This is a genomic window from Shinella sp. HY16 (genome assembly GCF_028534175.1).
Classification (GTDB): domain Bacteria; phylum Pseudomonadota; class Alphaproteobacteria; order Rhizobiales; family Rhizobiaceae; genus Shinella.
The window spans coordinates 1,011,813-1,025,948 of sequence record NZ_JAHYXL010000001.1; the positions used below are offsets into that span (position 1 = coordinate 1,011,813).

Annotated in this window: 9 protein-coding genes; 2 read left to right on the forward strand and 7 right to left on the reverse strand. The window is 64.9% G+C overall.

The features are described 5' to 3' along the window. Positions 1 to 21 precede the first annotated feature (21 nt). Positions 22 to 2,973: a bifunctional [glutamine synthetase] adenylyltransferase/[glutamine synthetase]-adenylyl-L-tyrosine phosphorylase gene (locus tag K0P03_RS05040; RefSeq protein WP_050743566.1), complete on the forward strand. Its 2,952-nt coding sequence runs from the start codon at positions 22 to 24 to the stop codon at positions 2,971 to 2,973. A gap of 19 nt (positions 2,974 to 2,992) precedes the next feature. On the opposite strand, the gene K0P03_RS05045 is transcribed toward K0P03_RS05040, so the two are convergent. Continuing rightward, entirely contained in the window at positions 2,993 to 5,341 is a 2,349-nt protein-coding gene (locus tag K0P03_RS05045; protein WP_023514085.1) for a PAS domain-containing sensor histidine kinase, read from the reverse strand. Between the two features lie 213 nt (positions 5,342 to 5,554). Further along, a complete protein-coding gene (gene pepN, locus K0P03_RS05050; protein WP_272789062.1) occupies positions 5,555 to 8,203 on the reverse strand; it encodes an aminopeptidase N in 2,649 nt (882 codons plus the stop codon). Positions 8,204 to 8,525: 322 nt separating this feature from the next. Between pepN and K0P03_RS05055 the strand changes: the two genes are divergently transcribed. Further along, positions 8,526 to 9,464: a DMT family transporter gene (locus K0P03_RS05055; protein ID WP_272789063.1), complete on the forward strand. Its 939-nt coding sequence runs from the start codon at positions 8,526 to 8,528 to the stop codon at positions 9,462 to 9,464. Between the two features lie 66 nt (positions 9,465 to 9,530). Here the strand turns inward: K0P03_RS05055 and K0P03_RS05060 are convergent, their stop codons facing one another. The 5 genes from K0P03_RS05060 to K0P03_RS05080 form a co-directional block, all read right to left on the reverse strand. Next, positions 9,531 to 10,811: an MFS transporter gene (locus tag K0P03_RS05060; RefSeq protein ID WP_023517157.1), complete on the reverse strand. Its 1,281-nt coding sequence runs from the start codon at positions 10,809 to 10,811 to the stop codon at positions 9,531 to 9,533. 376 nt (positions 10,812 to 11,187) lie between these two features. Then, positions 11,188 to 11,331: a hypothetical protein gene (locus tag K0P03_RS05065; RefSeq protein ID WP_023517455.1), complete on the reverse strand. Its 144-nt coding sequence runs from the start codon at positions 11,329 to 11,331 to the stop codon at positions 11,188 to 11,190. A gap of 58 nt (positions 11,332 to 11,389) precedes the next feature. Continuing rightward, a complete protein-coding gene (locus K0P03_RS05070) occupies positions 11,390 to 11,566 on the reverse strand; it encodes a hypothetical protein (RefSeq protein ID WP_023517454.1) in 177 nt (58 codons plus the stop codon). Positions 11,567 to 11,779: 213 nt separating this feature from the next. Beyond that, positions 11,780 to 12,652, reverse strand: a complete 873-nt coding sequence (locus K0P03_RS05075; protein WP_272789064.1) for a uracil-DNA glycosylase — start codon at positions 12,650 to 12,652, stop codon at positions 11,780 to 11,782. Positions 12,653 to 12,702: 50 nt separating this feature from the next. Further along, on the reverse strand, positions 12,703 to 13,995 hold the full coding sequence (locus tag K0P03_RS05080) for an Hsp70 family protein (RefSeq protein WP_272789065.1): 1,293 nt from the start codon (positions 13,993 to 13,995) through the stop codon (positions 12,703 to 12,705). Positions 13,996 to 14,136: the final 141 nt, after the last annotated feature.

Here is a 14,136-nt window from a genome sequence, read left to right on the forward strand (position 1 = left end):
CGGATGCGGTGAGGAGGCATCATGAGCGCAGCGGAAACGACGCGGTTTTCCGATCTTTCGGCCAGCCCCGTGCGGGCTCTCAGCCAGACGGAGGTCAAGTCGGTCCTGTCCGATCTCAAGGACTGGGGCAAGGAGCACGCAGCCATCGCACGGCTTCTCGGCGAAGAGGGGCCGCTCAAGGACTTCATCGTTGCGACCCTGTCACTGTCGCCCTATCTGCGCGACACGGCCCGCATCGATCCCGGCCTGCTCGCCCGCGCGCTCGAAGAGCCGATCCTGCCTGCCGTGAGCACTGCCATCGACCGCGCCCGCAGTGCCTGGCAGGCCGAGGGCGGCGAGGTGACGGAGGCGGTGCTGATGACGCGGCTGCGCCGCGCCAAGCGCGAGGTCGCCTTCTTCACCGCCCTTGCCGATCTTGCCCGCATTTTCGACGCGCGGCGCACCACGGCGCTGCTGACGGAGCTTGCCGAGGCGACGACGTCAGCCGCCATCGACTACCTTCTGCTCTCGGCGCATGAGAGCGGCAAGCTGAAGCTGCCCGATCCCGCCCGACCGAGCGAAGGATCGGGCCTCATCGTGCTTGGCATGGGCAAGCTGGGTGCAGCGGAGCTCAACTATTCCTCCGACATCGACCTCGTCGTCTTCTTCGATCCGATGGCCGGGATCGCGGTCGATCCGAGCGAGGCTGTCGAGACTTTTTCCCGCCTCGTTCGCCGCCTGATCCGCATCATGCAGGAGCGCACGGCGGACGGTTATGTCTTCCGCACGGATCTGCGCCTGCGGCCGGATCCGGGCGCGACGCCGCTCGCCATTTCTGTCGATTCGGCGATGCTCTACTACGAAGGCAGGGGGCAGAACTGGGAGCGCGCCGCCTTCATCAAGGCAAAGCCGATTGCCGGCGACCTCAAGGCAGGCGAGGCCTTCCTCAAGGAGCTCACCCCCTTCGTCTTCCGCAAGTATCTCGACTATGCGGCGATCGCCGACATCCATTCGATCAAGCGGCAGATCCACGTACACAAGGGGCATGGCGAGATCGCGGTGAAGGGCCACAACGTCAAGCTCGGTCGCGGCGGCATTCGCGAGATCGAATTCTTCGTGCAGACCCAGCAGTTGATCGCCGGGGGGCGCGTTCCGGCGCTGCGCCTGCGCGCCACCGAACCGATGCTGGCGGAACTTGCGAGGGCGAGCTGGATCGACGACGCGACGGCGGCGGAGCTGACGGAGGCCTACTGGTTCCTTCGCGATGTCGAGCACCGCATCCAGATGGTGCGTGACGAGCAGACCCATGTGCTGCCGGAAACCGAGGCCGAACTGAAGCGCATCGCCTATATGCTGGGCTTTGCGGATACGGCGGCGTTTTCCGCGCGGCTGGTCGAGGTGCTGAAGACCGTGGAACGGCGGTATGCGGCGCTCTTCGAGCAGGAGGCAAAACTCTCCTCGGAGACCGGCAACCTCGTCTTCACCGGCCAGAAGGACGATCCGGACACGCTGGAGACGCTGAAGCGCCTCGGCTTCGAGCGCCCTGCCGATATTTCCCGCACCATCCGCACGTGGCACTATGGTCGCTACCGCGCCACGCAGTCCGTCGAGGCGCGCGAGCGGCTGACGGAACTGACGCCGGAGCTGCTGCGCGTCTTCGGCGAGAGCAAACGGGCGGACGAGGCGCTGCTGCGCTTCGACAATTTCATTTCCGGCCTGCCTGCGGGTATCCAGCTCTTCTCGCTGCTCGGCAACAACCCGGCACTGCTCTCCCTCATCGTCAACATCATGTCGTCGGCGCCGCGGCTTGCCGAGGTGATTGCGGCAAAGCCCCATGTCTTCGACGGCATGCTCGATCCGGGGCTTCTCGCCGAACTGCCGACCCGCACCTATCTTTCCGAGCGCATCGACGGCTTCGTCTCCGGCGCACGGCACTACGAGGAAATCCTCGACCGCCTGCGCATCATCGCCGCCGAGCAGCGCTTCCTTATCGGCATCCGCCTTCTAACCGGCGCGATCACGGGAAAGCAGGCCGCCCGCGCCTTCACCCATGTCGCCGATCTCATCGTCCAGGCGGCCTTCAAGGCGGTGCTGGAGGAAGTGGAGACGGCGCACGGCAAGTTCCCGGGCGGGCGCGTCGCGCTGGTCGGCATGGGCAAGCTCGGCAGTTTCGAGCTGACGGCAGGCTCGGATATCGACCTGATCCTGCTTTACGACCATGACAGCGACGCCTTCGAATCGGACGGTGCCAAGCCGCTCGACAACATGAAGTATTTCACCCGCATCACGCAGCGGTTGATCGCGGCCCTCTCCGCGCCGACCGCCGAAGGCGTGCTCTACGAGGTCGACATGCGGCTGCGCCCTTCCGGCAACAAGGGGCCGGTCGCCACCCGTATCACCTCCTTCGCAAAGTATCAGGCGGAGGAGGCCTGGACCTGGGAGCACATGGCTTTGACCCGTGCCCGCGTGCTGTGCGGCGACGAGAGCCTGATGCGGCAGGCGGAAGAGATCTTCCGCACCGTGCTCGGCCGCAAGCGCGATACCGGCAAGGTCGCCAAGGATGTGGCCGAGATGCGAACGCTGATCGATCAGGAGAAGCCGCCGAAGGACATCTGGGACCTGAAGCTCATCGCCGGGGGGCTGATCGATATCGAGTTCATCGCGCAGTTCCTCGCGCTCGTGGCGCCAGTGCGGGGCGCGGCATCGCCGGAAGGGGCGCTGCCGACCGGCGATGCGCTGGCTCTGCTCGGACAGAGCATGATGGACCCCAACGACCTCGACACGGTGCAGCGGGCGCTCACCCTCTATACCGAGATCTCCCAGATCGTGCGTCTCTGCGTCGATGGCGGCTTCGACCCGAAGGAGGCGCCCGCCGGCCTCGTCGACCTCGTTTGCCGCGCCGGCGACTGCCCCGATATGCGCACGCTGGAGGCGGATATCCGCCGGGTCTCCAAGGCGGTGCGAAAGATCTTTCAGGCGACGGTCAAGGGGTAGCCACTCCCTGACCTTACCCTCAGGCCGCTGCGAGATGCAGTGCCGCCAGCCGTTCCCGGTCGGGGATGCGCACGGAGATGATCGTGCCCTTGCCCTCGACGGAATAGATGCGCATGGCGCCGCCATGCAGGTGGGCGAGCGAGCGGGAGATGGCAAGGCCAAGGCCCGATCCGCCCTTGCTCTTGGCATACTGGCTCTGCACCTGCTCGAAAGGCTGGCCGATCTTCTGCAGCGCGGATTTCGGGATGCCGATGCCGGTATCGGCGATCGTCAGCGTGACGGCCCCGTCGACCCGGCGCGCCCGCACCTTCACCTTACCGTCTGCATTGGTGAACTTCATGGCGTTCGACAGGAGGTTCAGCAGGATCTGCTTCATCGCGCGGCGGTCGGCGACGGTCAGGAGATGGCCGGGGCAGGTTTGCTGGACTTCGATATGCTTCTTCTCCGCCTGCAGCATGGTGAGGCGCAGCGTCTCCTCGATCAGCGGCGACAGGTCGACCGTCTCGCAGCTGATGCGCATATGGCCGGCCTCGATCTTCGACATGTCGAGAATGTCGCTGATGACGTTGAGCAGGTGCTTGCCGCTTTCGTGGATGTCGCGGGAATACTCGCGGTACTTGTCCGAGCCGAGCGGACCGAACATCTGGTTCTGCAGGATCTCGGAGAAACCGAGGATGGCGTTGAGCGGCGTGCGCAGCTCGTGCGACATGTTGGCAAGGAATTCGGACTTCGCCCGGTTGGCCGCCTCCGCGCGGTCCTTTTCCGCCTGGTAATTGGCATTGGCGACGGAAAGCTCGGCCTTCTGCCGCTCCAGCTTGGCGCGGGAGGCCGAGAGGTCGCCGATGGTCGCCATCAGGCGGCGTTCGGATTCGCGCAGCCGCACCTGGTGGCGCTTCATCATGGTGATGTCGGTGCCGACCGAGACGAGGCCGCCGTCGCGGGTGCGCCGCTCGTTGATCTGCAGCCAGCGCTCGTCGGCAAGCTGCACTTCGCTGGTCTGCGAGGCACCCGTGCCGTCGGCATCAGCGATGCGCCGCTCGATGACCGGGCGGGCCGCGGCGGCATGCACCGTCGCCCGCTCCGTGCCGGGAACGAGCACGTCGTCCGGAAGGCCGTAGGCCTGCTGGTAGTGCGCATTGCACATGACGAGCCGGTCGCTCTTGTCCCAGAGGACGAAGGCTTCGGACGTGCATTCGATGGCGTCGGCAAGCCGCTGGTCGGCCTCCTGATAGCGCTGGGCAAGCCGGTGCTGCTCGGTGACATCCATGGCGATGCCGATCATGTGCATGCGGCCGGAGGCCATGCGGATGAGCTGGGCGCGGGCACGCAGCCACACATAGTGGCCTTCGGCGTGGCGCATGCGGAACACCTGGTCCACCTGCTTGGCCTCGCCGCGCGCCACAGCGCGCGCCACCTGGTAGATGCCGTCGTCGTCGGGATGCATCAGGCGCGCCGCATCGCCGAAGGACAGCACGCTGTCCCGCGCCGGCATGCCGAGCATTTCGTACATGGAGCGGGACCAGAACAGCCGCCGGCTCGACAGGTCGAAATCCCAGAGGCCGCAGCGACCGCGGGCGAGCGCCGTCTCGACGCGCAGGTTCGATTCCGCGAAGATCGCATCCGCATCGCGCGCGCGCTTTGCCTGGATGTAGTAGGCATAGAGGATGACGAGCAGGATCGCCGAAATGCCGGCGAAGAGCGTGACGTTCAACGCCACCTCGTCGCGCCAGAACGTCGCGAGCTGCCCGAGCGGATTGGCGACGATGATGAAGCCGCCCTTCTTGGGCATCTGCACGAGCGAGGCGTAATAGTCCTCATCGCCGATGCGGGCGCGGAAGACGCCGGCCGGATCGCCGAAATACTGGGTTGCCGCGAGCTCCGGCGCAAAGCGCGCCAGCGACAGGCCGACATAGCGGGCCGCGCCCAGCGAGGCGCCGAAGACCTGGCCCTTTTCCGCGACGAAGAGGACAAGGCCGCCCGCCTGCATGCGGTCCTGCGGCAGATGCAGGGACAGTGCCGCCTCGACCGCCATGCGGTCGGACTTTGCAAGGCTTTCCGCCATCGGACCGGAAAACGCCGCCTCGACGGCCATCGCCGTCAGCGAGGTCGTGTCCTTGACGCTGGTTTCCATCCGGTCGTGCTCGACCAGGATGCCGGCCATACGCGAGATGGCCACCACGAACAGGAAGGCGATAATCAGGATCGGTATCGACCGCTTCAGCACGGGCTCGGCCCGTGTCAAATGCCGTGCGGCAGGCCCGGCGAAAATCTTCGCCTGTCCCGTCAACTCATCTTCCCAGGCCGCCATTCCCGGAAATTTGAGGTGAGTCCACCCGCCGGCTGCGCGTCCTCGTTGCGCGTCCGTCATAGTCTTAAACCTTGTACCCTCTCGTGATTCGGCGCGCCGCTCGCCCGAATCTGCCCTAATGAATCAATTGTGATTCGGCTTGTCCAGAGGAAAAGGTAACGGACTGTTAACCAATTATTACGGTTGGGAAATTGGGGTTGCGGTGGCCAGAGAGGCGCTTCGCGGGATGCGCGTCCCCTCCGGCCCGCCGGCCGGAGAGGAAACGCTATCTACTCAACCCTTCAGCATGCGCTCCACGATGTCCGAAACGTCGGAGGAGAGCTTTTCGCCCGCCGCAATCGTACGCAGCGCGTTGCGCGCATGGTCCGAGCGGCCGTCCTCAAGCGCTCGCCAGGAGCGCATGGAGGTAAGGATGCGGGCGGCGAGCTGCGGGTTCTTCGGGTCGATCTCGAGGATCTGCTCTGCGAGGAAGCGGTAGCCCGAGCCGTCCGCCCGGTTAAAGCCGGTCGGGTTCGAGAAGGCGAAGGTGCCGACGAGCGCGCGCACGCGGTTCGGGTTCGCCTTGTTGAAGTGCGGGCTTTCCATCAGCGCCTTGACGCGTTCGAGTGCACCGTCGCCGGGGATGGTGGACTGGATGGAGAACCACTTGTCGATGACGAGGGCATTGTCGGCAAAGCGGGCGCGGAAGGTTTCGAGTGCCGCCGTCGTCTCCGGCGCGTCCGGGAAGCGGTGGGCGAGCACGGTGAGCGCGGCGCTGAGGTCGGTCATGTTGTCGGCCGCGGCGAAGGCTTCCGCGGCACGGGCCGGCGTGCCGTCGGAGACGGCGAGATAAGCGAGTGCGGCATTGCGCAGCGCCCGCTGGCCGGCGCTTGCCGCATCCGGCGTGAAGGCGCCGCTGGTGCGGTGGCTTTCGAAGAGCGTCGTGAAGACGGCGGGATCGTGGTTTGCCACGAAGGCGAGCACTGCCTCGCGGCCGGCGCGGATGGCGTCCGGATCGTTGTTGCTGCCGAGTTCGCGGGCAATGTCGGATTCGGAGGGAAGCGCCAGCGCCTGCGCCCGGAAGGCCGGCTCCAGCGCCGCGTCGCCTGCGATGGCGATCAGCGTATCGGTGAGGACCGGGTTCGTTTCGATGGCTTCGCCGGCCCGTGCCTTGCGGGCGGCCTCGACGAGGTTCGGCAGCGCAAGGTCGTTCAACGCCTGCCAGCGGGCAAAGAGATCGCTGTCGTGGCGTGCGATATGGGCGAGATCGGCGGGGGCCTGCTCGAAATGCAGGTTGATCGGTGCGGAGAAGCTGCGGTTGAGCGAGACGACCGGGCGTGAGGCGATGCCGGAGAAGCTCACCGTCTGGCGGCGTTCCTTCAGGTGCAGTACGTCACCGGTCACCTCGGCGCCGCTGACGGCGCTGGGGAGCGCCTCTGAGCCATCGGCGGAGAGGAGGCCGAAGCGCAGCGGAATGTGCATCGGCTCCTTGGTGCCCTGGCCGGGCGTCGGGGGGATCATCTGCTCCAGTGACAGCGTGAACTCGCCCTTCGCCTGGTCGTAGCTCGACGAGACGCTGACGAGCGGGGTGCCGGCCTGATGATACCAGAGCGAGAACTGCGTGAGATCGACGCCGTTCGCCTCCTCGAAGCATTTGACGAAGTCCTCGATCGTCGCGGCATCGCCGTCATGACGCTCGAAATAGAGATCCATGCCTTTCTTGAAGCCGTCGCGCCCGACGATGGTCGCGATCATGCGCGTCACCTCGGAGCCCTTTTCGTAGACGGTCGTCGTGTAGAAGTTGTTGATCTCGCGGTATTTCGTCGGGCGCACCGGATGGGCGAGGGGACCGGCATCCTCCGGGAACTGTTCCGACTTCAGGTGCCGCACCTCGGCGATTCGCTTGACGGCGCGCGAGCGCTGGTCGGCGGAGAACTCGTGGTCGCGGTAGACCGTCAGACCTTCCTTGAGGCAGAGCTGGAACCAGTCGCGGCAGGTGACGCGGTTGCCGGTCCAGTTGTGGAAATATTCGTGGGCGATGATCGCCTCGATATTCGCATAATCCTGGTCGGTGGCGATCTCGGGATCGGCGAGCACGTATTTGTCGTTGAAGACGTTGAGCCCCTTGTTCTCCATGGCGCCCATGTTGAAGTCGGAGACGGCGACGATCATGAAGATGTCGAGGTCGTATTCGCGGCCGAACACCTCTTCGTCCCATTTCATCGAGCGCTTCAGCGCGTCCATGGCATAGGCCGCACGCGGCTCCTTGCCGTGCTCGACATAGATCTTCAGCGTCACCTCGCGGCCGGACAGCGTGGTGAACGTGTCCTCGATGACGCCGAGATCGCCGGCGACCAGCGCGAAGAGATAGGAGGGCTTGGGGTGCGGGTCGAACCAGGCGGCGAAATGCTTGCCTTCGCCGTAGCCGGCGCCGCCGAGGAAATTGCCGTTGGACAAGAGCAGCGGGCAGCTCGCCTTGTCGGCGATGATGTTGACCGTATAGACGGCCAGCACATCCGGCCGGTCGGGGAAATAGGTGATGCGGCGGAAGCCTTCGGCCTCGCACTGGGTGCAATAGACGCCGTTCGTGCGGTAGAGGCCCATCAGCTGGGTGTTGGCCTCCGGATTGATCATCGTGGTGACGGTGATTTCGAAGGGTTCCGTCGCCGGCAGGTCGCGGATCGTCAGGCTGTCGGGCGTGGCGTCGTAGCGTGCGGCATCCAGCTCCATCTGGTCGAACAGCAGGCCGGTCATCACCAGCTCGTCGCCGTCAAGGACCAGTGGTGCCGCGGGATCGGCGCCTTCGCGGCGATGGAAGATCAGCCTTGCCTCGACCTTGGTCTCCGTCGGATCCAGTTCGAAGGTCAAATCGACGCGCTCGAGAACAAAGTCGGTCTGGCGATAATCTGCCAGATGAATGATCCGGCCGTTCTCTGTCCGCATGGATATGTCCTGCTCGTTGCCGTCCGGGCCGTATCGTTTTCGTACAACGCTACGGGAAGCGCGGACAGTCTGCCCCCAAATTCCATGGATTGATAAGCTTATTGGCTTAACATCTCATTTCCACGGGACCCCCAATTGCGATTTTGTGCTTTCCCGGCACAGTCTATCCCATCGCGGATCCGATCAAAATTATCCGTGACGCATCACCAGAATTGATCCCATCCGGCAACCGATCCGGGTAAACTCGGCACCAGCCTGAATCGGTTCTCCGGTCTCTCTTCAACGCCTGATGCCATGGCCCGCCGGCCGTGCAGAGTTCTCCATGGACATGACGTACCCCAACCCCATGCGGGGCATTTCGCTCAAGGTCATTTCCGTGGTGATCTTCCTGTGCATGTCCGCTCTTATCAAGGCGGCGGGCAAAGAAATTCCGGCAGGGCAGATCACCTTCCTGCGGTCCGCTTTCGCGATGGTGCCGATCATCGTTTTCCTTGCCGTGCAGGGCCAGCTGCGCGATGCCTTCCGCACCAATGACATCTTCGGTCATTTCAAGCGCGGCTTCGTCGGCATCCTGTCGATGGGCTTCGGCTTCTACGGCCTCGTGCACCTGCCATTGCCGGAAACGATCGCGCTCGGTTATGCGCTGCCGCTCGTCACCGTGGTCGTCGCCGCGGTCTTCCTAAAGGAGAAGGTCGGCATCTATCGCTGGACGGCGGTGCTGGTGGGGCTTCTCGGTGTCGCTATCATCAGCTGGCCGCGGCTGACCCTGTTCCGCGAAGGCGGTTTCGGCTCGTCGGAAGCAAAAGGGGCGCTTGCCATGCTGGCCTTTGCCGTGCTCGGCTCCGTTGCCATGGTGCTGGTGCGCAAGCTGGTACAGACCGAGCGCACGCCGACCATCGTGCTCTATTTCTCGCTGTTCGCCTCGGTCTTCTCGCTGGGCACGCTGCCCTTCGGCTGGATCGAGCTTGGCTGGCCGTCGCTCGGCCTGATGGCGCTTGCCGGCTTCTGCGGCGGCATCGCGCAGCTGCTGCTGACGGCGAGCTATCGGTATGCCGACGTCTCCACCATCGCGCCGTTCGAATATATCTCGATCGTGCTCGGCCTCATCATCGGCTATTTCGTGTTCGGCGAGGTGCCGACGGAGACCATGCTCGTCGGAACGGCCATTGTCGTCGCCGCGGGCATCTTCGTCATCCTGCGCGAGCATCAGCTCGAATTGAAACGTCGGGCGGCCCTGCGCCACCAGGCCCTTCAGGGGTAGGCCGGCGCCAGCAGGCATGCGGAGCGACTTTGTGCCCGCAAGCAGTGCGGACGGGCAGGGCCGGCGCTACCGCCATTCCGGTGTCGTCGTATCCTCGATGCGGTCATCGGTCGCCATGTCCGGTTGAAGCGCAGCCGCGGCAACATCCGCGCCCAGCGGCTGCACCGCCATTGCCTGATAGTCGGTCTTGACCACGAGGCCGTCATTTTCCTCGCGCCGGCTGATGCGCCAGGCGGCATAGGCGCCGTAGAGCACGAAATAGGCGGCCAGCACGACGAAGAGCGAACCCGGCCCGAACCGGTCCATGATGGGGCCGACCACGATGGGGCCGGAAATGGTGCCGACGCCGTAGACGATCATCATGCCGGAGGAGACCTCGACATATTCGTCGGGCTGCGCCCGGTCGTTGGCATGGGCGACGTTCAGCGCATAGATCGGGAAGATGACCGAGCCGACGAAGGCGGCGGCGATATAGAGCAGCACCGGCGGCCCGCCGGCGACTGCCGCCATGGCAAGGCAGGAGATCGTGCCGACGATACCGCAGGCCACCATGACGAGGCGGCGGTCCATCCGGTCGGAGGCGCGGCCGATTGGAATCTGCGAGAGCGCACTGCCGAGGAGCACGCAGGCCAGCAGCGTCGCGCCTTCCGCCGTGGAAAGCCCGCTGCGCTGCGTGAACACGCCGCCGAGATTGAGCCAGGCGCCGGACATCGCCCCGGCGAGGAAGGCGCCAACGACGGCGACCGGCGAGCGGCGGTAGAGTTTGGCGACATCGAAGCGCGCCTGCGTCGGCGGAGCCGGCAGCGGCGAGGAGGTGAGGGCCGTCGGCAGGAGGGCGACGGAGAAGATGATGCCGCAGAGAATGAAGAGCGATGTATTGGACGGGTCGCCGAGCGGTACGAGATATTGCCCGCCGATCGTGCCCACCATGGTGGTGATCAGGTAGACGGAGAAGATCGAGCCGCGGTTCTCGTTGGTCACGCGCTCGTTCAGCCAGCTTTCGATGATGAGGTAGCTGCCGGAAATGGCAAAACCGGACATCGCGCGAAACAGCATCCAGGCGCGCCAGTCGACGACGAGCGCGCAGAGCAGGATGCCGATGGCGAGCAGCGTGATCAGCGCCACGAAAACGCGCACATGCCCGACCAGCAGCACGAATTTCGGCGTGACGATGCAGGAGAGCGTGAAACCGATCGTATAGCCCGTCGCGATCATCGAGATCGTCTGCGTCGACCAGCCTTCTGCCACCGCCCGCACCGGCACGACATAACTCTGCAGCCCGAAGGCCACCATCATCAGGAGGGTGGACAGCATCAGGCTGAGAATGGAGACGAGGCTCGCCAGCATGGGGGCTCCGGGAGAAGGCATGTTCTGTTTCGGAGTGTCGCTCTATTGCGACGATCGCGCGCTGTCCACTGCGACAGTGGCTGGCGTAAAGCAATCCGATTTCCGAAGCGCTCCCGGTGAACGGAAGGAATTCCCGGATAGGTTGTGTTGTGGTTGCGTGCCGGGCGAATGACCGGCAAAACGAAAGGAGGTGAGACGTTTGAAATTCCGGCTTACGCTGACGATCAGGTTCAGGACTTGGCGGTTCACCCTGACGATCAGCTAAGAAAACGGGGATCGGGCTTCGGCCCGGTCTCCACCGGAGGAAAAGGCGTCTCACCTCCTCACGATGAAGACAATAGCACAGCGCCGGCCGGCTTCAAAGCCGCGGCCGGGCTCAGTTCGGCAGGAAGGCCTTGAGCGGGTCGCGGCGCTGCGCGGCATCGCGCGGCAGAGAGGCCAGCACGGAATACTCCCGGGCAGCGTTCACGGCGGCGCGGATATCGGCGATATCGGACATCAGCTTGCGAAGGGCGGCCATGGCGTGCTCCTGGGGTCGGGTCTGTATCGGAAGGCGTCGGTCGGCGCCTTGCATCGGCTTAGCGCTGGATGAACTCGGCGAAGAGCTGGACCGGGCGGTTGATGCGGGCAAAGCCGGAGGCGGTGAGCTGCTCGTTGGCCGGGGCAGCGATGCCGCCGAAGCCGCGACCGGTGCGCAGACCGGAATGGCGGAGCGTCTCGAAGCTCGAATGGATGGGCCGAAAGCGGGCGGTCATGGGTCGATTCCTTAAATCCTGTCCCTCCCATGGTGATATATTGCGCCGCAGCATCGATTTTGCAATGCGACATTCTGCCCGGCAGGTATGTGCAAATCGCATGACTGGCGAAACATTTTGTTCATGCTTGCGGCAGATTTTCGGCAGCCTCTGCAGACGAGCCACAGGCCTCCAACGGCAAGTCATTGAAAAATATGAAAGTGGTCCTGCCGATCAGCCTTTGAGCCCTGCACGAAAAGCAAGCAGATCCTGCCAGGCGAGACGCTTGCTGACCGGCGCCGTTACCAGATCCTGCGGATGAAGCGTCGCAAAAGTCGGGATGGTGCGGCCGGAAATCGCAATATCCCGCCATTCTCCTCGCAACTGGTGGATCGTGTCGTTGGAGCGCAGCAGGAATCGGGCGGCAAAATTGCCGAGAATCAGCAGGTGGCCCGGCTCGGCAAGCGCGATCTGCCGCTCGATGAAGGGTCGGCAGATATCGGCTTCGCGCTGTGAGGGCGGGCGGTTGCCCGGCGGACGCCAGGGCACGACATTGCTCAAGAGGATACCGGCCCGGTCGAGCTCGATGCCGGCGAGCATGCGATCGAGCATCGCGCCCTGCCGGCCGGAAAAGGGCTGGCCGTCCCGATCGTCGTCGGCATTCGGCATGGCGCCGATCACCATGACGTCGGGCTTTGCATTGCCTTCGGCAAAGACGAGGCAGCGGGCGCTGGTCTTCAGGTTGCAGCCGTTGAAGGCCTCCATCGCCGTGCGCAGTTCGTCCAGCGTGCGGGCGCCGCTTGCCGCAAGCTCGGCTTCCGCAACCGCCTGGCTGTCCGGTATCGCGACATTGGGCAGGATGTTCTGCTGGGGCGCAGGGGTCGCGGCGCGCGACGGCTCCTGCCGGGCTGGCGCCGGCCGGGCGGCCTGCTGCGGGGAGGGGGCAGTCTCCCGCGGCGCCTGCACGCCGCGCGCCGCGCGCATCGCCTCGAATTCGGCGATGCGGTCGACGGCCTCCTCCTCCAGCAGCCATTCGACGCCGGCATCCGCATAGAAATGCAGAAGCGATCGAAGCTGTGCGGGGTCGAGGTCGTTCGCGGCGTTCATGGCTGCACCTTAGCGAAGCGGCTTCGCGGAGGAAAGCGCCGCCACCATCTTCATGCCGCCCATTGCGCGACGTCGTCGCTTTCGCCGATCAGCGCGAGGCCGTGGGCGATCGAGAGCAATTCGCCGCCGCTCTCGATGCGGTCGGCGTCGAAGCGACGGGTGAAGATGCGCCGGACGGCCGGCACGAAGGAGGTGCCGCCGGTCAGGAACACCTTGTCGATGGCGCAAGGCGTGGTGCCGGTCTTCTCCAGCACCTCGTCCAGCGCGCCCTCGATGCGGGCGAGGTCCGGCGCGATCCAGTCCTCGAAATCACTGCGCTTGACCGTCTTGCGGCCGGCCGCGCCCAGCGGGGCGAAATGGAACTCCGCCTCGTCTGCCGCCGACAGCGCCATCTTGGTGGCCGAGATCGCCTGGTAGAGCGGGTAACCCTCGTCGTGCTCGACGAGATCGATGAAGAGCTCGAGCTTTTCCGGCTCGAGCGAGGCACGGACCAGCGACTTGAGGTCGGAAAATTCGCGCGTCGTCTTGAAGATCGACAGCTGGTTCCAGCGGGCGAAGTTAGCGTAGTAGCCCGATGGCACCTCCAGGACCTTGTCGAAGCTCTTGAAGAAGCTGCCCTTGCCGATTTCCGGCGCGACGAGGCGCTCGATCATGCGGGAATCGAAATGGTCGCCCGCGATGCCGACACCCGAATGGCCGATCGGCTTTGCGGTCAGCCGGCCGGCCTGCCGTTCGAAGCGGATCAGCGAATAGTCCGTCGTGCCGCCGCCGAAATCGGCGACCAGCACGGTGGCGTCGCTCTTCAGCGTCTGGGCGAAGTAGTAGGCCGCCGCAACCGGCTCGTAGACATAGTGGATTTCCGGGAAACCGAGCCGCGTCAGCGCCGCGTTGTAGCGTTCGAGGGCGAGCGCCGGGTCGGGGCTTGCACCGGCGAACTGCACCGGCCGGCCGGTGATGATGCGTGAGACGTCCGTCGGCCACCCATCACCCGCATAGGCCTTCAGCCGGCGCAGGAACACCTCCATCAGGTCGTCGAAGGCATGGCGGCGGGCAAAGACCAGAGTACCCTGGAAAAGGGCGCTCGCAGCAAAGGTCTTGATCGACTGCAGGAAACGGCAGTCGCCGGGATTGTCGATGAACTGGCGGATCGCCGCCTGTCCGGCCTCCACCTTCAGCGCCTGCGCGCCGACGACCGGATCCTTCATGAAGGAGAGCGCCGTGCGCATCGTGTCGGTGACGCCGACGCTGCTGGTGAAGGTCATGGACTGTGTCGCCCCGGCGTCTTCGGAAAGCGCCAGAACCGTGTTCGTCGTGCCAAAATCAAGCCCGAGTGCCCGTGCCATCGCCGTGCCCCTTCGATCGTCAAAAATGTGTTGAAGCGGAGCGAAAGCCCCGCGCGAAAGGCGCATCGGCGCGCCCGGAAATTGGAGAGCGCGCCAGATCGCACAGGCGGGCGGGGAAGGCAAGGGGGAAGGTATGATTGC

Coding starts and splice junctions, on each gene's coding strand:
- K0P03_RS05040 (WP_050743566.1), top strand. CDS start 22: ATGAGCGCAGCGGAAACGACGCGGTTTTCCGATCTTTCGGCCAGCCCC.
- K0P03_RS05045 (WP_023514085.1), bottom strand. CDS start 5,341: ATGACGGACGCGCAACGAGGACGCGCAGCCGGCGGGTGGACTCACCTC.
- pepN (WP_272789062.1), bottom strand. CDS start 8,203: ATGCGGACAGAGAACGGCCGGATCATTCATCTGGCAGATTATCGCCAG.
- K0P03_RS05055 (WP_272789063.1), top strand. CDS start 8,526: ATGGACATGACGTACCCCAACCCCATGCGGGGCATTTCGCTCAAGGTC.
- K0P03_RS05060 (WP_023517157.1), bottom strand. CDS start 10,811: ATGCTGGCGAGCCTCGTCTCCATTCTCAGCCTGATGCTGTCCACCCTC.
- K0P03_RS05065 (WP_023517455.1), bottom strand. CDS start 11,331: ATGGCCGCCCTTCGCAAGCTGATGTCCGATATCGCCGATATCCGCGCC.
- K0P03_RS05070 (WP_023517454.1), bottom strand. CDS start 11,566: ATGACCGCCCGCTTTCGGCCCATCCATTCGAGCTTCGAGACGCTCCGC.
- K0P03_RS05075 (WP_272789064.1), bottom strand. CDS start 12,652: ATGAACGCCGCGAACGACCTCGACCCCGCACAGCTTCGATCGCTTCTG.
- K0P03_RS05080 (WP_272789065.1), bottom strand. CDS start 13,995: ATGGCACGGGCACTCGGGCTTGATTTTGGCACGACGAACACGGTTCTG.